Raw genomic sequence first — 21,772 nt, forward strand, 5'->3', positions numbered from 1 at the left:
CCCGTTCCCGGATGTCTTCCGAATAGGGTCGCGTCATCCATGCCGGCCTCCGCCCTCCAGCATGGATGTTGAATCAGAAATCGCTCCCGGTGGGAATCCCGATTCCAGCCAAAAACAACATGCTCTAATTGCAGGAGCAGCTTGATTGCCGCCGTCCCCGTAGCCATCGCCTATGGCAAGCGGGTGAACTGGGCTCGTGTGCGCCCTGGTCCCGATCTATCGTGCGGAATCCGTCTAAATGTCCGCTAAACGTCACCAAGACTGCCCTCGGTAGCCAGAATGACCTTGGTCGGGTCACCTCCATGAAGCGGACATTCCCGCGCTGTGGGCTGAGGTCAGCCACGGGGCCAGAAGCTGACATCGACCACCGCGTCTGCAGCGGTCAAAGGATCGCTGATGCGAAGTCCGGACTGCCCTCAACGGCATGTTGCGTGATGATGTCCATTCTTGCTCGGACGTAGCGCATCCCGACGCAGCTAGCGCCAGCGTCATTTGCAATGCTTACGCTGAGCAAGAACTTCCCAAATCCTTGGGATATCCCTGTTATGCACAGCACTCCCGACATATACCTTCGTTGTGTTGACAATCTCAAAAAAAGTTCGGGCGAGAGTCGCAAACCGAACCGACATTCCCGCTTCTCTTTAACAAAGTTGTATTGGGTCGGGGCTAAATCACGGCTCATCCAAAATCTGATCGAACACAGAGCGTGAGCTCTCGTGACGCAAGCGAGCGTCGCGAGGAATGCTTTCGCTTGAGAAAGGGAATGTTGCGTGAGTGAAAGCGAAATGAAACTGACGCCGAACGGAACGAATGTTTTCGGGATGCCATGGTTGGATTTCTCGAAGGTCGCCTTCCCTGGCGTGGGGCGCGAGCTTACCGAGCGAGGCCTCGCCCGCGCACGGGAAGGTTGCGAGAAGATCAAGGCCGCATCGGAAGAGATGACGGAGGCGCTGCGCGAGACCTATTCGAGCAATGCGAGATGCACGACCGACTACGGGCTCAAGGTGTTCGAAATCTCAAACGCCAATGTCGCTTCTGCGCTCGATTTCTTCGTCCATCTGTTCGGCAGCAAGTCAGCGACCGACGTCTATACCTTATCGGCGGCGCAAGCGCGCAAGGCGTTCGACACCGCCTCCGACCAGAACAAGGAATTGTGGGCGCTTGCCCAGAAGCTCGCGACGGAAACGGGTGAGCCGATCAGGAAGCATTTCACCAGGGTTCTCCACCAAGGCGGCGGCTAAAAAAGCGCGCTCAATTTCACATCCAGATTCGTTTGAGGAGGGACCCGGCCGGTTTGAGCAAGCCGAGCTGAGCGGGCACGCCCCACCGCCCCATGCTCGATCAACAAGGTGCGCGACGCCCCCCAACCCCGCACCGACAAGAGGCGTATTCCAACCGGCCGGTGCTTTTCTGCAAAATACAACAAAGACAAATCGCAAGGGAGGGCAACATGGGAATGGTTATGGTCAAATGTCCGCAAACTGGACACGCGATTCCCACCGGTATCCAGACTGATCGCGAGAGCTTTGGACGCCGCGCGGTGTTTTTCTCGCGAACCCGTTGTCCGATCTGCCGCACCGATCACGCGTGGTTTGCGCGGGAAGCCTGGGTCGACGAGCCGGGCATCCGGATCGCGCCGTCATAGCGGCGGCTCCCGAAATTACCCCAACGGCGAACGGCTTTGTTGACCTTGTCTCGGTCCCGGCGGTCTTCAGACGCAAGCTGCATGACCGGCTCATGGATTTCGGCCGGGACACAAGGTGCGAGACATTCATGAACCCTCTATCGGCGAGCGACGTGTTCTGTACGGTCGCCATCATGAGCGTCACCTTCCTGGCCGAGGTTGGGCTCTTTATTTTGATTGGAATGCTTTGAAAGGAGCGCGCGAGCTGGGCAGCGCCGATGCAGGTCTAGGACCCCGCAAGCTTCAACAGCGGGGGAAATGCAGACATCACCCGAGGTCGCAGAAGGGTCATTCGCGTCGTTCCGGTCGCGAGCGAGCCACTTCCGATCTACCCCGATCATCAGACAATTTCAGAGACCGTCTCGACTTCGCATTCGGGGCCAGTAGCGGACAACTTCCTGGCCCTCTCTCAGGGGAGTGACCTCGCCCGGAACAGGTGGACAAGTTCTACCCTGCACATTTGCGAATCCCTGCTCTGTGCTAAGCGCCAGAACGACAGGCTTGGATGGCGATTCCTTTCGCGTCCGTGGAGTTTGCGAGATGTTGGTGGTCCGAGAACGAGGCCCCGCTTACCGGACGATTGAACGCTGGGCGCGATCGGTATTGTTGGAAGCTGGTGCCATCCGCGAGTGCGAGGAGCGGTTGGATGCAGGACCGCACAGATCCACATGCTCGTCAGCTCGCTTTCGAAATTGCTCGGAAACATTCTCCGGCCGGTGTCTCGCCAGAAGCGGCTGCCCTGGCAGTAGCGGAGGTCCTCGACGGCATCGGCGAAACTTGCCCTGAGTGCCTGTCCGAAGACGGGCACTGACAACGGTCTGTTTGGCTCGGGGTTTCTCGCCTGGCTGCGTCCACTCAAAGGACAGGTAGAATCGGCCTGACGGGCTAGGCGAGGCCCCTTCGCTTTGCCTTCAGAAAGTGTCTACGCCCAGAGATATTCCAGCAGTGCCTTGCTTTCCTTCAAGTCGCGAACGTCGAAGCCTTCGTTGAACCAACCGTAGACCGGCGCGAGAAGACCGCGTGCTTCATCACACTTGCCTTGATCACACCAGAGCCGAGCGAGACTGACGGCAGAGCGAAGTTCCCAGAGTTTCGCCTCCTGCTGGCGAGCAATCGCGATGGCGCGTCGAAACTCAGTCTCCGCCTCGACCTCGGCACCCGGCCGAGCCATCAGCATCAACTCGCCTCGTCGCCGGTGCAGCTCGGCCTCGAACCATCGCACCCCCAATTTCTCGGTGAGTGCCAAGGCGTCGGAGAGTTGACCGAGCCCGGATTCAAATCGTGCTGCCTTTGCCTCGGCTGCCGCGAGCTGCGCGAGGTAGAACGGAAGAGTCCATGCTGCGCCGGATGCCTGGAATCCCTCGATACCGTGCCGCAGTAAGTTCACCCCGGCTTCGGCGTCGCCGGCTTCGGCCAGCGTCCAGCCGCGATAGGCCGTCCCCATCGCGAGAAAAAAAGCAAAGCGCTGCTCGGTGGTAAGCGCTACTAGCTCCTCCGCCCGTCGCCCAACCATAGCCGCATCATCGAGCACGAAATGCAACCGGCAGGCAACGCTCAGCGCGAATGCGAGGCTGATCGGGTGAGATGAATGCCGCGCCTCCGTCAAGGCATCCCTGCTCTGCACGCGCGCCTGGTCGGCGAAGCCAAGTAGGCCACACGTCAGCGACAGGAACGAAAGCATCGCTACGCGGGCGTTTTCCGCGAACAGAGCCGTCAGAAAGCGCTGCTGCTCCGGATCGTAGAGGGCGAGCCCCCGCTCAAGATGGGAACGCGCCAAGGCCAATTGCCCGCGATGAAGCCAGCTATCGCCGACTGCCCGATGACCGGCGACAAGAATGGCCGCGTCGTTTTGTCGTCCGGCCAAATCGAGCAGATCCTCGGCGATGCGATGCGATCGCTCAGTTTCACCACGCACGTGATAATGCACGAACGCGCCCCAGAGCGCCTTCAGCAGGTTCGGCGTGTCGTTCAGTGACTCGCAGAGGCAACGCGCCCGGGCGTAGGCCCTGCCAGTCTCTTCGGCCGCATGGCCCTTTGCGGCGATCAGCGCGCCGCCGAGCGCGAGTTGAAGGTGAGTTTCGGTGCGCTGTCGCCCCGGGGTATCTGGTAGATGGGATAGCAGATCGAGCGCCCTTCGCATCTGTACGATTGCTTCTGTCATTGCCGATCGAGCTTTCGAACGCTCACCAGCCTGCTGCCAATAGGAAACCGCCTTTTCGATCAAACCCGCATGCCCGCAATGGTGAGCGAGGATCTCCGGTTCCTCTTGGATGCCCCGAGCGAGCCTCTCCTCGAGCGTGCTAGCGATCCGCGCGTGCAGCTCGCGGCGTTGGCTGCGCAACAGTGTGCCGTATGCCGCGTCTTGGACCAGTGCGTGTTTGAACAAGAAATTGGCGTCGGGCGGTTCGCCTCGCCCGAAAATGAGCCCGGCGTTGATCAGCCGGTCGATCGCCGCTTGCAGCTCGTTGTCGCACCGCTGTACGATCGCAGCAAGCAGATCGTAGGAGAACTCGCGGCCAATGGCCGCGCCGACTTGGGCCAACTCCTTAGCTATCGGACCGATTCGATCGAGCCGCGCCATCAACGAAGCATGCAACGTGGCCGGCACAGCAAGTCCGGGCAGGGGCGCGAAGGAGATGGCTCGCGCGAACCCCTCAGGGTTCGTTTCGAGCACCGCTTTGGTCAACTCCTCGACGAACAGCGGCACGCCATCCGTTCGTTCAGCAATTTCATTGACGATTTCGCTCGGCAGCGTCCGGGTGCCGGCCACGCTCCGGATCAGTGCGGCGCCCGCGCTCTGGTCCAGCCGGTTCAGCACGAGCAAGCTGACGTGCGGCTTTCCGGTCCATACCGACTGGAACTCGGGGCGACAGGTGATCAGGACCAAAACCGGTAGGCTTGCTACTCGATCGACCGTTTGGTCCAGCAGCTCGCGCGAGCTCGGATCGATCCATTGCATGTCCTCGAACACAACCATAATTGGATGTCTTTGTGCGAGAGTTTCAAGCTGGCGAACGAGAGCGGCGAAGCTTCTCTCCTTCTTTTGTTGCGGCGTACCGGTAACCGGCAGATACAGATCACCGTCCGGGATCGACAGCAACTCGGCCAGGATCGCCACGTCCTCGTCGGAGGGCAGTGCCGGGGATAGTAGCACTCGGAGTTTATCGAGCTTCGCCCTTGGTGTGTCCTCACGATCAAAACCAGCCGCTCGCTGGAGTTGTGCGGTGAAGGGATAGAGCGCACTTTCCTGATGACGTGGCGAGCAGAAATAGCGCAAGTAGGTGTGCGGCTCGCGCTCGATACGCTCCTGGAGAGCCGCAACGAGGCGCGACTTGCCGATCCCCGCCTCGCCAACGAGCAGTGTTACTTGACCGGTACCCACTCGCGCACGGCGCCAGCTTCGCTCCAGCCGCGCAAGTTCTTCCTCGCGCCCAACCAGCGGGGCGAGGACCGCAGGATGCAACGCCTCGAAGCGGCTTTCCGCTGTTCCCTCATGCAGCACCCGCCAGGCCTGCACCGGCGTGGCGAAGCCCTTCAGCGTCACCGCGCCGAGATTCTCGTAGTCAAAGAGCCCGCCGATGAGCCGCCGCGTGTCCTCAGCGATTACCACCCCATCGGGCTCGGCGAGCGCTTGCAGTCGAGCGGCAAGGTTCGGCGTCTCGCCAAGGACCGCCTGTGCCTCCGCAGCTTCGCTGCCGATAAGGTCGCCCACGATGACGAGACCAGTCGCGAGCCCAAGGCGAACCCGAAGCTCGAAGCCGGGCGGGGCGCCCGGCGCGTTCTTGGGCGCGGCGATCTCAAGCGAAGCGCGCACCGCGCGTTCGGCATCGTCCTCATGCGCTGAAGGATGGCCGAACAGAATGAGCATGCCATCGCCGATGTAGCGGCTGATGGTGCCACCGTATTTGCGGACGACCGCCGCTACGCTATCACGATACTCGGCGATTATGTCTCGTAGATCTTCCGGATCGAGCATTGTCGCAAGTGCCGTCGAGTCGACGAGGTCGCAAAACATCACTGTGAGCTGGCGACGCTCGGCGGAAGAACTTGGTGCGGGTGACAAGCTCGAGCGTTCCGTGACCCGTGCTACGATGGACGTCGATGCGCCCGCCCCTGCTGTTACTCGCGGCGGTACTGTCGGCGTGAGCGCGGCACCGCAGTCGCCACAGAAGTTCTTGCCTGTCGGATTGTCGGCCCCGCAGGCAGGGCACCGAAAGACTAGCGGCGCGCCGCAATCGCCGCAGACCTTCTTTCCCTCTGGGTTGACTCTGCCGCAACTCGGACAATCCATGCCGCACCCGATCGAATTGCTGACCTACATGACTTCACGTCGGTCTGGGAGCGACTCTTCAGAGTGCGCTCTTTGAAGATTCTTCGTCAGCTGCCTGCCAAGCGCCAAGAATGATCAAACTCACGATGATCAGGACGTAGATACAGGCGATAGTCGCAGGAAAATGAGCCAGCCGGGTGTCATCGTTGCCTCCCGAGCGGTTGTCTCTAGAAGCTTAAGCCGGCAGGCTCGACAAGAGTTATGAAGTGGCTAACACTCTGCAGCTCAAGCCTATTTTCAATCCAAGAAAGCTGAACATAGCCTGTCGCGAGCCAAGCGCGAAATTGGTGATGATCAGCAAATGCCTGCACCTGTAGGCAGTCCACTAACTACTGCCTGCCGAGTCGATGAAAGGTCCTCTCGCGCGTCAGCAACCGAGTGCAAGCAAAAATCCAACTGCAGCGCGGAATGACTTACTACTAGCTGCATTGCAGATCGGGTTGTCGCGCTGAGGCCGCTACTGCACGTCTTGCCAATCGCGCATCGAAGAGCGCTCAAAGCGCGGGCACAAGACTGAGCGTGCCGGGCGCGGGTTATGGGGCGCCGCCTCACCCCAATCTGTTAGCCACCAGACCGCATCAGAAACGGATCCATTGACAGAGCTAATCGGTCCGCAACTTGCGGTGCGACCGGCGTGGATTGCAGTTCGGTAGGCAGCGAGCCGAGAGAATTGACGGCCAGCCCGGTCCCAGCGGCAAGAACAGCTATCACAATCGCGGAGAGATATTCGATCCTCATGGCGATGATACTCCATCGCTGATGACAAGACAATTGTGTTCGCTCAAAATTAGTTCCCTCGCAGGCAGGTTCATGATTGCCGATCAGGGGCATGAGGCCGATGATCGCGGCAGTGAGAATTGCTTCGCTGGCGTAAAGGGTCATAGCGTGCCTCGCATATTGCGAAGCTCCGAAGCCCTCAAAACCTATCGAAGTCAGGAATGTTTCAGTTCCAATAGCGTTAGGCATGCTAACGCATTTTGAGTTCCTTGATCACCAAACAATTTGCCGCTTGCGGGATCTTGATGATCTTGCTTGCGACCATATCCGTGGCGATCGTCGCGATCCGTGACGCGAATCGTATGGAGCGCCTGCTCTTAGCTGCCGTGATGCGGCTAACCATTTCAGACTTAGAGCGGCGGTTTGTACTCGCAGGAAGCGCACGCGGGAGAACATGATAGCACGGGACGCGCGGTCCATCGAAATGCGACTGCGCTTGGCGGGACCGCCGGGAGGACCACGAACAAAAAGAACAGCCTTGCAGGAGCAACGAACCGTCTTACGCGTTTAACGCCGCAGGGAAGCTGTGTACATCCAGAACAGTCGCAGCTATGGCGGACAGCCTTCCAACGCGTACCCCTAGTTCATCTCCGGATCACGAGTCGGAGCATCGCCGGGCAATCTGCGACGAGATCGGTCAGCAGCTTCGCGGGATCCTTGCCGACGATCTCACGCCACTACCATCGCGTCTGGAAGGCATGGTGGACCGGCTGACCAAATTGGACGGCGATGTAACGTTGATCGCGCCGGGTCGCCAGGACGATACGTCACCCCGACCGCGCCGGAATTTTGTGTCTGCGCTTTGGCAGGTCTTACGACACGGCCTCTAGGCGCGACCGCCCTCCTTGAGGATATTTCACCCGCACGTTTTCCGACTTTGCTCGCACCCTGGCTTGAACGAGGCAAATCGCACGTACGCATGGGCGCCTTTCTAATGCCAGTGCATTGGTAGCGCGCGCGATATCTGGCTTTCCCTTGGAAGCGGACGTTTGTGCTGCCCTCTAGGATGTCTCATTCGGGTCAACTGCGGATGCTGTCGCGCCAGGTTGGCACGGTTGCCCGCGAGGAGTATCTTCGGCTCTGACGAACGGGGCAAGTCCGGATCAGGTGTCTTATGGCCGCACCGGCAACTCATTGCGTCAAGAGCGGTGACGTTCACCTCGCCTATCAGGTCCTTGGAAATAGACCGTTGGATTTGGTATTCGTCCCGGGTTTCGTCTCGCACGTTGAGGCGAGCTGGCACGTGGCGGAACGCAGCGCGTTCTTCCGTCGCCTGGCATCGTTCGTCCGCCTTATCCTTTTCGACACGCGCCGCACCGGAACGTCAGACCGAGTATCGCAGATCTTCACCCTTGAGCAACGCATGCACGACGTGCAGACGAGTCTGGAGAAAGTCGGTTCAGAGCGCGCGGTTCTGTTTGGCGCATCCGAGGGCGGCGGCCCGTGTCTGCAATCCGCGCTCCGACCGCTCATCTTACATCGTATTGGAGACCGCTGGCTCGAGATCGAGCACGCGCGCTCCTTGCTTTTGCAACAACTACGTTGCCTTACAGGAGGTGTATCATGAAGACCGCACTTCTTATTGCAGCTATATTAGCTGTGGGTGTCGTATCAGCTGATGCTGGTCATAATCAGCGTCATGGTTCATCATCATTCCATAAAATGCACCGTGTTGGATCAAGCATGGCGGCTGTTGGTGTTCCAGCAGGCGGTAGTCTTGGCGAGCAGTCTGCTTCGGCGCTTTATAGGCGGAATCTGCGCGACTCAGGCTACGATGCTAAGAAGAACTTTGATAAAGCTGGTCATATGTGCGTGTCCTGTGATTTTTACGGCAATTGACCAAGCTGGTGCTGTGGCGACTGAGAACGGGATAACAACAGGAGCAGCCGGGCAGGACGAACCGGGCCGGGTGTGCAAATAAAAGCCTTGCATTTTTTGAATACGAGCTTCGCCAAAAAATTGCCCCCAAAGACCATGATGGGGTTCCTGTCGGGGCTTTTTTGTTCGCCTGCCCCGCACTCAGCCATGCGTTCTTATTCGCGCCTGATGGAGTTGATGCCGATGTAACCGTCCGGTGCAGCTTGCGTTACTGATGTAGTAGACGCAGCATTGGTCATCTGCTTTGGCAGGCATTTGGGTCTCGCTTCTTTGCTTGCGTGTGCGTCGTCATTATTGTCTGCGGCATAAGCCGACCGCCCGCGTCAAAGACGCTCGTGGTGTTGGCGCTATCCCTACATCGGCGCTGTCCGGCTCGTGCGGAGACGGCTTGAGCCAGACGAGCCGATCACGGTAACCGGAACGCTGGGCGAGCACTGATTTAGGAAACTCCATAACGCAACCAAGGGGAACGGCTCATCCCAACGGGATGCCGATGGATCCAAAAGCTGACGGGCCGCGGGTTAGGCGACAAGGTCAGCTGCGGGCCCAATAGACGACATCTCGGGTTGGGCTCCTCGTCGGCGACGAGAATGTAAACGCTCAACTCGATTGCCTTATACTGCCATCATCCGCGGCAGGGTGATCGTGAACTCAGTACATGCTCCCGGCTCCGTTACGAAGGCGATCCTGCCGCCGTGTTGTTTGACGATGATGTCGTGGCTCATCGAAAGCCCCAGCCCGGTGCCTTCGCCGGGGGGCTTGGTCGTAAAGAAAGGGCTGAAGATCTTCGCTTTGGCCTCCTCCGGAATCCCGACGCCATTGTCGCGGATCCTAATCTCTACTTCGTTTGCCAGAGCTCTCGTGGTGGCGCTCAATGTCGGCTCGAAATCAGCGTCGGCAGCTTCCTTACGCTTGTGAGCCGCATAGATGCCATTGGAGATCAGGTTGAGGAGCACCCGCCTGATCTGCTGCGGATAAAGCTCCGCTGTTCCGGCGTTCGGGTCGAGGTCGCGTTTAAGTGTGATGCTAAAATCGGATTTCTCCGCGCGGGCGCCGTGATAGGCTAGGTTGAGGCTTTCCTCGACAATTGCATTGATGTCGGTCGGGCGACGTTCGCCGGCCCCCTCGCGGGAATGCAGCAACATGTTCTTGACGATGGAATCGGCGCGTTTGCCGTGCTGGACGACCTTGTCGAGGTTGCCCTTCAGCATGCGGGCAAGCTCGTCTACGTCTGCGCGGATCTTCTCATCGAGTTCCGCCTTTCCGAGCAGCTCGTTGAGCTCGCCGATCAATTCGGCGGACAGAGAAGAGAAATTGTTGATGAAATTGAGTGGGTTCTTGATCTCGTGCGCGATGCCGGCAGTGAGCTGGCCGAGGGATGCGAGCTTCTCGGTCTGCACCAGGCGGTCTTGGGCGGCGCGCAATTCATCGAGGGATTTGGCTAGTTCCCGGGTGCGAGCTTGAACCTCCTCGAACAAGCGGACGTTGCCAAGCGCGATCACCGCCTGATCGGCGAAGGTCTGCAGGAGCGTGACCTGCTTGTCACTGAAGGGCTGCACCTGGGTGCGGCGAAGTACGATCGCACCAATGCTGCCACCTTCGCTTAGCATCGGCACGGCGAGAAGGGTCCGGCAACCATCCTGTCGTGACATCGCCTGCGCAATAGGAAAGTTGACGCCTTCGTCCGAGAGGACGTCATGCAAGTGTATCGGCACCCGCTCGGCAATTGCGAGACCCGACACGGAGGTGCGGTCGTCGGTCCACGTCTGAGTTCCCATTCCGATCGGTCCGTGATGCGCGCGAACGACGAGATCCTGGTCCTCCTTCAGAACTACCACCGAATCATAGGCATCACAGAGCTCGCCGGCGCTCTCGACGATGGTGCGCAAGACGGGCTCAACATCGGTCGGCGACGAGGCGATCACCTTGAGAATGTTGGCACTTCCGGTCTGATAGGTTAGCGCCTCGGAGAGGTCGCGCGTCTTCGCCTGCACTTGTTCAAATAATTTGACGTTCTCGATCGCGATCACCGCTTGATCGGCGAACGTCGCTACCAGTTCGATCTGCTTGTCCTCGAAAGACCCGGCGGCGAAGCGAAACAGGTTGATGACACCGAAGGCGTGCCCCTCCCGGACGAGCGGCACACCAAGCGCGGCCCGCATGCCGATGAGCCTTTGTGCTTGCGGGCGATTGAAGTCGGGATCAGCGAGTAAATCCGGGACGTGAACGGGACGGCCATCAAGAATAGTTCGGCCGAAAATCGAGCCGCGGTCTGCCTTCGTCGTGTAGGTCTGGAAATGCTCGATCCACTCGGGTTTGCAGCCATAGGCGGCGGCGAGCCGGTAATTTCCCTCGTGCTCGTAACGGATCGTTCCAATCTCGGCGTCGCACAGCCGACAGGCTGACGAAAGCAGGGCATCCAGCACGGTCCGCAGATCGAACGCCGAGCGACTGATCACCTTGAGTACATCGGCGGTCGCGGTCTGCCGCTGCAAGGCCTCGCTTAACTCATGCGTCCTGAATCGAACCTGCTGGAACAGACGCGCGTTCTCGATAGCGATCACTGCCTGGTCGGCGAAGGTTTGCAGCAACTGCACGTGGTGATCTATGAACGATCCCGCTTCGAGCCGCGTCACGCTGATTAGGCCGATCGGCACATTATTGCTCATCAGCGGCGCGAGCAGCATGCTGCGGAAGCCACGTGCCCGAGCGATCTGCTTGATCTGGGAGTCTGGAAGCGTCTCGACATCGCCAATCTGAACCGGTTTGCCGGCCTGTGCGAGCCTGAACGGCTCGAAGCGGGCGACAGGAGTCGGAAATCCGGCCTTCAGCACCTTGTCGGCGGCCGAGCTAGTCGGCGTGAAGGCCGCAAGGTGCGCAATGTCGTCGACGAAGCGGAAAACCGCCGTCGAAAAGCCGCCGATCAGCTGCTTGGCGCTGCTCGCGATGGCGTCGAACACCGGCTGTACGTCGGACGGCGAGGAGGCAATCACCTTCAGGATGTCGGCAGTGGCGGTCTGCCGCTCCAGCGTTTCCCTGGTCTCGTTGAACAGGCGCGCATTCTCGAGCGCCATCGCTGCCTGGCCGGCAAAGCCCTGCAGCAGCACGAGCTCATCATCGGAGAACGGATCGAGCCGGTCGCGACAGACGATCAGAGCGCCGATCGCTTTGCCCTGGATACGCAGCGGCGTGCCGCACATGGTCCGGGTGCCGGCGGCCTTGGCGTGCGGCAGGCCGGGAAACTCGGCTAGATCGGGATTGAGATCGTCGAGATCCGGCACGTGGATTTGCCGGTTTCGACCGACCACCGCGCCGGGCATGTTGCGGTCGCCCGCGTTGACAGCGCTCGGCGGCAAGCCCGCGCGGAGGAGCTCGTCGCTCGCGCCGTACCGGAAGGCCTTGCCGCATTCGCCGTTCTCGGCAAGCTGGATCCAGACGCTGGAGGCCCCGATCAGCCGAACGGTAGTCTCCGCTATCTGTTCCAGAGCTGAGTCGGCGTCACCGGAGGTGCTCGCAATCATTGCCAGGATATCTGCGCTGGCTCTTTGGCAGTCCCGCGATTTTGCAAGCTCGCGCTGCAGGTGTTCGATCTCGACCGCGCTCGACTGGTTCTTCTGTTCTAGCTCGGCGATCCTGCGCGCAAGATCGGCGTCTTGAGACAGCCTGGTCATCGATAAATCCATATCGCCCAGCGCCCGCCGGCGCCGCGCTAAATTATCTAAAAACCCAATTACTCCGCGGTCAAGCTAAGCCGGCCAGCGATATCGTTGCAGATACTGGAACAAACGATCGAGTACCCTTCAGTTCCGGGCCACCACGTTCCAAGTCCGCTCAGTGTCAAATTGCGAAGAACTCAAGATGAGCAAATCTAGGCCGCCAAGTGGCAATGAGCGAGCCTCCGTCAGACGAGGCGTTACGTCGCTGGTGGGCCAGAAGCCGACCACGTTTCAGTTAACCCGTTGACGTGCCCGCACGATATGGGCACCAGGTCCGAGCGCGATGCCTCGCCTTAGGACTCCGTAATAGTGCTGGGCTATTTCGCTGGCACCGAGATCTTCCACTACGTTAAACCCCACGCCGTGCAGCAAGTGGTGCAACTCGATCGGCTCGAACAGGCTGAGCCAAGGCTCACCTCGCGCGGCCGCCCTTTCTGCAGTTGCCACAATGCTGGCGCGGCGCTCAGCAGGATAATTCTCAAACGGTTCGGCATAATCGAAAACGACAGCAGCTTGTGGTAGCTCGGATATGAACTTCAAGGTGCACCAGACCGCATGCTTTGTCAGATATGGTACAACGCCAAGCCATTGAAAAAAAGCTGGCTCGTCCACCATGAAACCGACTCTCGTTAGACCTTCTGCCAGACTTTCTCGTTCAAAATCGATGGGCGCGAAGACAAGCGACGGCGGCTCGGACAGGCCCGCGGCCTTTATCCGATCGCGTTTCCATACCTGCGTTGCAGGGTAGTCGACCTCGAAAACACGAAGGCCTAAATCAGCATAGGGATTTCGCAAGGAGAATGTGTCGAGACCAGCACCCAGTACCACGACCTGACGTACGCCACGTGCAACGCAGTTTGCTATTGTGTCTTCGGAGAACCGGCTGCGTGCGGCTATGAATAAGCGCATTGGGCGCACGGAATCATCTCTTGCGATCTCGCTCAAGGACGCCGCCGTCTCCGGGTCTAGTATTCTCAGCGCAAACTGATCCTTGAAAACTGCCCCGCGTTCCAAGGTTTGGTGAATGGCGCGGTAAGCAGCTGCCCGCCGAGCGGTTTGACTTGGTTGTCCATCACGCATGACAATTTCGCCAGTCGTTTGGTGCTGGAACGCGCCTTGTAGCATGCCGGCGGCAAAAACTCACGTTGGCTCGCCCATCGACCTCCCAAGCGGCATCATATCGGCCCGGGGCCACGAGGTCTGCAACCTACCGTGCTAAGCTGGTGCCGCTCATGCAACCGCCCGATGGTCTAGCGCGTGTTCGCTCTTACCGCTCGGGGTGGGGGAGAATCAGCAGCGCCGCCTCGCAGCCACCTCGTAGGGGACGTGGTTGGCTATAGCCGACCGATGGGTCAAGACGAGCGCGGAACGCTTCGCCGGCTTAAGGTCATTCGGCAAAATCGCCGAGCATCATGGCCGTGTCGTCAAGACGACTGGAGACGGCATTGTCATCGAGTACCCAGCGCTGTAGAGGCTGTAGCCTGCGCGGTGGCCATTCAGCGAACGTCCCGGGCGTACTCTGAAAGCGTGCACTTGGTGCCGGAATCAGGAGTAACACCGGGCAACGACCGCTTCGGGTGTGCGCCGTGAAAAGGCGGCGCTTTCCAGTGGGTGCAAGTCCCACCCGGCAAACGCTCCAGCCGGAAGCAATCGGAGCAGTCATGGAGGTAACGAAGTGGCTGAAGCCTTCGATTAGCGTGTCACGAATTGGTGACAGCGCGAGTGTGCAGGCCGTAACGCGAGTGAACGCCGAGCAAGCCTCGAAAAGGACGATGCGCAGGCCGACCCGACGACCCTTTCGGGGAAGGCTGATACGGCTGGGGGATTGAGCGAAGTAGTACGCCCAGCCGCTGCGCCGGGGTAGTGGCGACAGCATGTACACAAGGAAAGCGTACGCAACACGGGAGGCCCTACGACGTGGTCAGGGATGATCAACCGGACGCCCGCGAGGGACAGGCCGGGCGCCGTGGGGATGCGGAGAGGTTCGTAATACCGCTGAAGCCGGGTAACGCCGGGGGAGGGAAGGGACCTCAGTTCAAGACGAACGCAAGACGTAGTGAGGGACCTGGGGATTGGGCAACCTATCAACTCCGAAGAGTGTTCAGAAACTGCAGACGGCGTTGCACGCGAAAGCGAAGGCAGAAGCCGGCTACCGCTTTTATGCCCTGTACGACAAGATCAGCCGGGAAGACATCTTGGCCCATGCCTATGCCCAATGCCGCTCCAACAAGGGCGCACCGGGGGTGGATGGTCAGGACTTCGCGGACATTGAAGCGTATGGGGTGCAGCGGTGGCTTGGCGAACTGGCGCTTGCGCTCAGGCAGGAGACGTATCGACCGGACCCTATCAGAAGAGTGTACATCCCGAAGGCCAATGGCAAACTCAGGCCATTGGGCATCTCAACCTTGCGCGATCGGGTCTGCATGACGGCAGCGATGCTGGTGCTGGAACCGATCTTCGAAGCCGACCTTCCACCCGAACAGTACGCGTACCGTCCTAGGCGAAATGCTCAACAGGCGGTGGTCGAGGTGGAAGGGCTGCTGTTCCGTGGTCACCCGGAAGTCGTCGACGCCGACCTCGCGGACTACTTCGGGAGCATTCCGCATGCCGAACTTCTCAAGTCGGTGGCGCGCCGGATCGTGGATCGGCGCGTGCTGCATCTGATCAAGATGTGGCTGGAATGCCCTGTGGAAGAAACCGACGATCAAGGAAGGAAGACACGCACGACCGAAGCCCGGGACAACCGGCGCGGCATCCCGCAAGGTTCACCCATCTCGCCACTGCTGGCTAACCTGTACATGCGCCGGTTTGTGCTGGGATGGAAGATGCTCGGTCTCGAGCGAAGCCTCGGCACTCGCATCGTGACCTATGCCGACGATCTCGTGATCCTATGCCGGCGGGGCAAAGCCGAAGAGGCCTTGTCGCGACTGCACGAGATCATGGGCAAGCTGAAGCTGACGGTCAACGAGGACAAGACACGAATCTGCAAGGTGCCGGAAGAGGAGTTCGACTTCCTGGGATACTCGTTCGGACGGATGTACTCAGCGAGAACCGGCCAGGCGCGCCTGGGGTACCGGCCATCGAAGAAAAGCATCAAGCGTATGGTTGAGCAAATCCATGCGCTGACGGACCGAACGGGGACGTGGCAAGACACCACAGAGTTGGTGGCGAAGTTGAACCGCACGCTGCGCGGATGGGCGAACTACTTCAATGTAGGCACCGTCACCAAGGCGTATCGGGCGATCGACAACTACACCGCTGTGCGGTTGCGCCGGTGGTTGCGCATCAAACACAAGGTCAGGCGACGCAAGGGCGGGACCTATCCACTCTCGCACCTTTACGGGCACTTCGGGCTCGTACGTCTCACCGCACTTGGGCGCGACGTGCCGTGGGCGAAGGCGTGAGGCCTTGTCGGAGAGCCGGATGCGGAAGATCTGCCTGTCCGGTTCGACGAGCGGGATGTGGAAACGGAGTCACGGCTACACCACTAAGGCACCGCCAGACGAAGGGCGGCAACAGATATGTGCAGCCTAAAGCCACCGCGCCACATCTCGACTCCACCAAAAGAGCCGGTTTGAACGGCGCCGTGTCACTTCCGGTGTGCCCCGATCAGCAGACCATATCTGCGCCAAACCGAACTTCGCCATCGAGCCACAAGCGGAAGTATCCCAACCGCGCAAGTCTAGTCCTGTCTACTTCCAGAATCGGACACACATTCCAGCTCGGCTCCGAGCTCTCAAGCGTATGGGTCGATGCTTCAGGTGAGAAGCAAGTTGGCATCGACCGACGCTGGCGCAAATGGACGAGAATGTCATAAGCCGAACGCTTGCTCATCAGGGCATGCGAAGAGCTGCAAATCGCTCGGTTAGAACCGTGGCTATGCGTCGGCGTTTTGGCACCGAACGAGCAATTGCGCTCGTCGTGGCTTGATAAGTCGCTTCGCATGTCGAGCAAACGTGCTATTATCACGACAGAAGCCGTAGGTTCGCCATGACAGCTATTGCGGAATGGTTGGCATCGATAGGCTTGAGTGAGTACGCGGGGCGTTTCGCCGAGAACGCTATTGATCTTTCGGTCCTGGGCGATCTTACAGAGCAGGACCTGAAGGACCTTGGCGTCTTGCTGGGACATCGGCGCAAGATGCTTCGTGCGATTGCCGAACTTCGGGGCGATGTTCCTCCGGCAGCTCCGACAGGGAGCAAGAAGGTACCGCGGGAGGGCGCCGAGCGCCGTCAGCTCACGGTGATGTTTTGCGATCTAGTGGGCTCGTCTGCACTCTCGGTCCGCCTTGATCCCGAGGACCTGCGAGCGGTAATCGGCGCCTACCACGCTTGCATCGCTGAGATTATAACCAAATCTGAGGGGATCATCGCCCGGTATATGGGGGACGGCGTTCTTGCCTATTTCGGCTTTCCCCAGGCACACGAGGATGATGCCGAGCAGGCGATCCGAGCCGGGTTGGCGTTGGTAGATGCCGTCGCTAACCTGAAAACAGAAGCCGGCGCGGTGCTCCAGGTTCGCGTTGGCATCGCTACCGGAATGGTTGTAGTAGGCGAGTTGATTGGCGAAGGCGCTGCCAAGGAACAGGGGGTAATTGGTGAGACGCCGAATTTGGCCGCACGCCTGCAGGCGCTCGCAATGCCGGGCACAGTCCTGATCTGTGAGAGTACGCGTCGACTCACGGAGGGACAATTCGAATACCGCAATGTCGGCCCGGCTATACTCAAAGGATGGGTAGAACCGCTACCGGCTTGGGAGGTGTTGGGAACGAGTGGGGTGGAAAGCCGTTTCCAGGCGCTGCACCAGACCCGATTGACCCCCCCAATCGGGCGTGACGAGGAGATAGATCTGCTGTTACGTCGCTGGCACAACGCCACGCGTGGTGAGGGCAGCGCTGTCGTGCTCACCGGAGAGCCGGGCATCGGAAAGTCGCACATCGCACAAGCGCTCGAAGAACGACTCAAGGAAACCGAACCGCACGTCACGCTGCGCCTCTTCTGCTCGGCGCACCACACTAACAGCGCGCTGTACCCGTTCATACGCCAACTCGAACGAGCCGCGCGTTTCGAGCGAACCGACTCGCCAGATGTGAAATTCGTCAAGCTCCAGGCTTTGCTGGCGCAATCCGGTGCTGCCGCAGACCAGATAGTACCACCTTTGGCAAACCTCCTATCCGTGCCTGCCGGTGATCGCTATCAGCTGCCAGATCTGAACCCACACAAGCGGAAGGAGATCACACTGGCGGCGCTTCTGATGCAGCTCAATACACTCGCGGCACGTCAGCCCGTCTTCATTGCCTTTGAGGATGCTCATTGGGCCGATCCTACGTCGCTTGAGCTCTTGACGCTTACACTGGAACGAGTACCGCAGCTTCGGGCGCTGGTGCTCATCACCGCGAGGCCGGACTTCATGCCCCCTTGGCCGGGTCATGCGCATGTGACGACGGTTTCGCTCACCCGCCTGAACCGACGCAACGGTGCAGCACTGATCGAGCGCGTTACGGCCGGCAAGACACTCCCAAAAGAGGTCACGGACCAGATCCTCGCTCGTACGGACGGCATACCCCTCTTCGTCGAGGAACTAACCAAGACGGTGCTCGAAACAGGCTTGTTGCACGAGCAAGACGATCATTATGTCCTCAGCCGGCCACTGCCTCCGATGGCGATTCCGACGACATTACACGCGTCTCTCATGGCAAGGCTCGATCGGTTGGCCCCGGTGAGGGAGGTGGCTCAGATTGGCGCTGTGGTGGGTCGCGAGTTCTCCTACGAACTGCTGAGCATAGTCGCTGGATTGCCCAGAGAGAGACTTGACGAGGCGCTTGGTCAGTTGGTTCGATCAGAGCTGATATTTTGCCGAGGCGAGATACCCCGGGCGGTTTACACCTTTAAACATGCGCTCGTGCGAGATGCTGCCTATTCGGGACTTCTGAAGAGCCGGCGCGCGGCGCTGCATGCCATGATTGCGGATGCCTTCGAGCGGCATTTCCTGGAAATCGTGGAAGCTCAACCGGAAACAATCGCGCATCATCTAACCGAGGCGGGACTGTTTGAAAAGGCGACGGGATATTGGCTGCTGGCAGGCAGGAAAGCCGCCATGCGCTCCGCCAACCTCGAGGCCATTGCTCAGTTGGAGCGGGGTATCGAGACCACTATCCACTTGGCCGATGGTGAACGAAAGGACAGGTTGGAGCTTGATTTTGCAGTCGCGCTGGGACCCTGCCTGATCGCTACCCAGGGGCCCGCTTCCAACAAAGCGGTGGCAACCTTCGCTCGCGCGCGGGAGCTGTGCGAGCGCCTCCGAGATCCCCCTGAACAATTGCAGATTATGTTCTGGTTGACTACCGCGAGCGTCATTCGCGGCGAGTTGCCGGTTGCCCAGGAAACGATCGCGGCACTGCTTCATCTCACCGAGACGCGCGGCGATCGGCCAGCGCTGCTCAATGCGACCCGCGGTCAGGCCATGATTCGCCTTTTCATGGGACGTCTCACCGATGCCCGTGAAGCTATCGAGCGCGCGGTTGCGGAGTTCGAGGCAAGCTCTGAGGATGACAGATTGGCCGCCCGAGCAGCCGGTCAGGATGCCGGAGTAGCTGACCTTGCGCTGATGTCATGGGTTCTCTGGCTGCTCGGTCACTTTGATGCAGCTAGCGCACGCATGGATGCCGCCATTCAACGCGCCGACGTCATCAATCATCCTCACTCGCAAGCGTATGCCTGCTACTATGCTTCTGTTCTCCACGCTCTTCGCGGCGAATTGTCGCGCGCGCAACGCTATGCGGACCGCTGTCGCAGCTTGTCGGAGGAGCATGGATTCCGCCAATGGCACGGGCTGGCGCAGGCCGTCCGTGGCATATGCGTGACAATGCTTGACCCCTCCTCCAGCGCCGTCGAGGAGATCCGAGCTGCAATGGACGAATATCGTGGCGCGGGTTACCAACTGGGAATCACGGCGCTATATGTGCTGTTGTGCCCGGCTTTGCTGCTTGGACAGGATTACGAGACTGCGATGGCGCTTATCGAGCGGGGCCTGACGACAACCACTCGCAATAGCGAACGGATATTTGAAGCCGAGCTGTATCGATTAAAAGCGCGTACCTTGATGCTTCGCGGTTCAAGAGATGCCGGAACCGAGTTGCTCCAAAAGGCCTTAACGACGGCAAGTGCCCAACGGGCCAAAGCTCTTGAACTCAGAGCCGCAATGGATCTTGCCGCCGTGTGGGTGGAGGAAGGCGACCGTGAAGAAGCGATCAAGGTCCTCACGCCCGTCTACGACTGGTTCACCGAGGGTTTTGAGACGCAGGACCTCAAGCAAGCACGGGCTCTGCTCGATCAACTGCGGTCTACAAGTGCAAGACCGCGATAGTTCAGATCTGCTAACTCTCGGCGAGCGCTTTCTTCAGCTTTTGATAGTCATCGCGAATTCGTCGCCAATCGGCATCTTGCTCGGGTCTTTCGTTGATGAAGAGCGGTTCTCCAGGATGGGGTGTATCCTTGTTTTGGCGATATTGCTTGATCGCTTGTTCCGCAGACTCTCGCCCCAGCTTTCGCCCATTGTCCAGGTTGCTGTGATTCCATTTGAAGTTGATGTGCCCGGGGACGTGAATTTCGACAACCGTGCCATTCCATACGTCGCTTGAACTGTGAACTTGCGAATCTTTGGCCTTCGAATTCTTAGTCTTCGCAGCATTATTCTTCGAAGCCTCAGCTCTTGTTTTCTTGTAATTCTGATCCTCCGCAGTGTTGTCTTTCGATGCGTCGCATTTCCGTTTGTCGTACCGGACGTGGTATTTGAACAGCTTCACGTCATCTTCGCCGACCGACGCTGCAAACAATTGGCAGAGATTTGCCAGCGCATCGTGAAGATTGTCCGGCTTTCGGATTTGTTTGGAATCGACAATCCGGCTAATCCATATTTCATCGAGCTTTTGCCCTCTCACCTGGAGATCGAGCAGTCCCTCGAAATTGACCGTATCCACCAAGGCCCCTTCGCAGTAGGTCGTTCCATCGATCTCCACGGTTTCTTCGATGAAGGGAAGAGCCGAGCACGCGCATAAGGACTGTGCGGTGATAGGGCCGCCGTATCTCTTCTTTATGCTTTCGTCGGTCTTGTTCAGCACCGGCATCGGACGATTTGCGAAGAACGTGAGCTCGTGACGATCCAGATCCCACGCGTTGTGAAAGATTAGGGGTTTCTTCTCCGCGTCGTCGCGACCGGATGGGGACAGCCGGTCGAATTTGATCTTCTTCATGAACTCGCTCTCCGGGTAGTTTATTCTGGAGAGTCCGTTGAACTTGGACAGGTACATCAGGGATGTCAGATAGCGGATGAAGGGATTAGGAGCCATCACCTGGTTGAGTATCCATCGATTGAGATCTCCTTCGTCCAACCTCTTGAAAGATCTTCTTTCACCGGTCGGCAGTTGATCCATTACAATTGACAGGGATTCCTGGACGTAATCGAAGATCCTGTAGGGCTGCCATTGAAAGTCCTTATAATTTTTGGGGTCAGTAACGAATTTGTTGAATGCGTCTATGTTGCTGCGCCAATCCGGCCCGAACACGGTGTTTATCGGGAAGCGCCTGTAGCCCTCATCGTCTCGAAATACGCCATCTCGGAAGAATTCGTAGGTTTCTTCGACCTTACCTTTAGCATTGGGTTTGTCTGATTGGTTGTAGACGATACCGACCCATGCACCGATGCAAGACAAAGACCATACGTCGAAATGCAGGTCGGGCTGATTGGCAAGGGCTTCCAGAACCCCGATGTGCAGCCCCGCTGCCGGCCCACCTCCACCGAGCGTAATTGCTCTACGCGGCTCTCCGTTGGTTGGCATTTGAATTCTCCCTACGCATTACTGTCGACGCTCCAATCAAGTTCTAAATTCCGCAACTGGCCGCAGATTAGTTCGTTTTCAAGCAATTGTGAAGTATATGCTGTGAGCGGGCAGGTTGTGATGGAAATCGAATACGGCAGCCGACCTGACGCAGAGCGGTGTAGATCACTCCTATCTTGTTCTTACCGAACGATCGGCGGGCCTGCTGGCTTACCCCTTTTTAGTCCCATCGCCCCATGATGTACCGGTTCTATCCGTAGTCGTTGAGCGGTCGCGCAGCCCACTCCGATGTCGACAGTGGGTCACGTCGATTGAGCTCGTCCCGAACCGGTCAGGATTCAGCCGACATTCGAGCAAATGTCGCGAACGGTCGAGAAGGGCCACGAGCGTAGCGTCGCCGCCATCCTCGACCCTGGTCCGTTCGCACCTCGCAAGCCGTCTCAAACGGGAACAGCTCTGAAGGCTCGGCGTGGACACCGCCAAGAAGCAAAGCAGAGGCAAGGGACGCATTCAGCTATCGATCGCCCCAGAGACAATCCGGAACGCCGCGC

The 21,772-nt window shown here is 59.1% G+C and carries 11 protein-coding genes and 1 pseudogene; 6 read left to right on the forward strand and 6 right to left on the reverse strand.

Annotated elements, in window-relative coordinates; all coding sequences use genetic code 11:
• Nucleotides 1-830: 830 nt before the first annotated feature.
• Nucleotides 831-1,241, forward strand: coding sequence for a phasin family protein (locus EAV90_RS30985; RefSeq protein ID WP_129145613.1), 411 nt, complete (start codon nucleotides 831-833; stop codon nucleotides 1,239-1,241).
• A gap of 319 nt (nucleotides 1,242-1,560) precedes the next feature.
• Entirely contained in the window at nucleotides 1,561-1,875 is a 315-nt protein-coding gene (locus tag EAV90_RS39785; RefSeq protein ID WP_164937181.1) for a hypothetical protein, read from the forward strand.
• A gap of 731 nt (nucleotides 1,876-2,606) precedes the next feature.
• Here the strand turns inward: EAV90_RS39785 and EAV90_RS31000 are convergent.
• The 3 genes and pseudogenes from EAV90_RS31000 to EAV90_RS31005 form a co-directional block, all read right to left on the reverse strand.
• Nucleotides 2,607-5,747 (reverse strand): ATP-binding protein, encoded by a 3,141-nt coding sequence (locus EAV90_RS31000; RefSeq protein ID WP_245509661.1) that lies wholly within the window; start codon nucleotides 5,745-5,747, stop codon nucleotides 2,607-2,609.
• A 102-nt stretch (nucleotides 5,748-5,849) separates the two neighbouring features.
• Nucleotides 5,850-5,975: pseudogene (locus EAV90_RS41880) on the reverse strand (double zinc ribbon domain-containing protein); the annotation flags it as partial.
• A 600-nt stretch (nucleotides 5,976-6,575) separates the two neighbouring features.
• Nucleotides 6,576-6,896 carry a hypothetical protein gene (locus EAV90_RS31005; protein WP_129145615.1) on the reverse strand — a complete coding sequence of 107 codons (321 nt, stop codon included), beginning with the start codon at nucleotides 6,894-6,896 and terminating at the stop codon, nucleotides 6,576-6,578.
• Between the two features lie 1,084 nt (nucleotides 6,897-7,980).
• Between EAV90_RS31005 and EAV90_RS31010 the strand changes: the two genes are divergently transcribed.
• Both EAV90_RS31010 and EAV90_RS31015 read left to right on the forward strand, forming a co-directional pair.
• Nucleotides 7,981-8,358 (forward strand): alpha/beta fold hydrolase, encoded by a 378-nt coding sequence (locus EAV90_RS31010; protein WP_129145616.1) that lies wholly within the window; start codon nucleotides 7,981-7,983, stop codon nucleotides 8,356-8,358.
• Complete coding sequence (locus EAV90_RS31015; protein ID WP_129145617.1) at nucleotides 8,355-8,630, forward strand: hypothetical protein; 276 nt, start codon at nucleotides 8,355-8,357, stop codon at nucleotides 8,628-8,630. The genes EAV90_RS31010 and EAV90_RS31015 overlap by 4 nt, the downstream gene beginning before the upstream one ends.
• Nucleotides 8,631-9,283: 653 nt before the next feature.
• Here EAV90_RS31015 and EAV90_RS31020 read toward each other — a convergent pair.
• Both EAV90_RS31020 and EAV90_RS31025 read right to left on the reverse strand, forming a co-directional pair.
• On the reverse strand, nucleotides 9,284-12,352 hold the full coding sequence (locus EAV90_RS31020; RefSeq protein WP_430644758.1) for a GAF domain-containing protein: 3,069 nt from the start codon (nucleotides 12,350-12,352) through the stop codon (nucleotides 9,284-9,286).
• Between the two features lie 264 nt (nucleotides 12,353-12,616).
• Nucleotides 12,617-13,465 (reverse strand): class I SAM-dependent methyltransferase, encoded by an 849-nt coding sequence (locus EAV90_RS31025; RefSeq protein WP_129145618.1) that lies wholly within the window; start codon nucleotides 13,463-13,465, stop codon nucleotides 12,617-12,619.
• Between the two features lie 992 nt (nucleotides 13,466-14,457).
• Here EAV90_RS31025 and ltrA point away from each other — a divergent pair.
• Nucleotides 14,458-15,789, forward strand: coding sequence for a group II intron reverse transcriptase/maturase (gene ltrA / locus EAV90_RS31035; RefSeq protein WP_164937182.1), 1,332 nt, complete (start codon nucleotides 14,458-14,460; stop codon nucleotides 15,787-15,789).
• 586 nt (nucleotides 15,790-16,375) lie between these two features.
• Nucleotides 16,376-19,750: an AAA family ATPase gene (locus EAV90_RS31040; RefSeq protein WP_129145619.1), complete on the forward strand. Its 3,375-nt coding sequence runs from the start codon at nucleotides 16,376-16,378 to the stop codon at nucleotides 19,748-19,750.
• A gap of 10 nt (nucleotides 19,751-19,760) precedes the next feature.
• On the opposite strand, the gene EAV90_RS31045 is transcribed toward EAV90_RS31040, so the two are convergent.
• Nucleotides 19,761-21,221: a patatin-like phospholipase family protein gene (locus EAV90_RS31045; protein WP_122405003.1), complete on the reverse strand. Its 1,461-nt coding sequence runs from the start codon at nucleotides 21,219-21,221 to the stop codon at nucleotides 19,761-19,763.
• Between the last annotated feature and the right edge of the window lie 551 nt (nucleotides 21,222-21,772).

Origin of the sequence: Bradyrhizobium vignae, assembly GCF_004114425.1 — a bacterium.
In the GTDB taxonomy this organism is placed as follows: domain Bacteria; phylum Pseudomonadota; class Alphaproteobacteria; order Rhizobiales; family Xanthobacteraceae; genus Bradyrhizobium; species Bradyrhizobium vignae.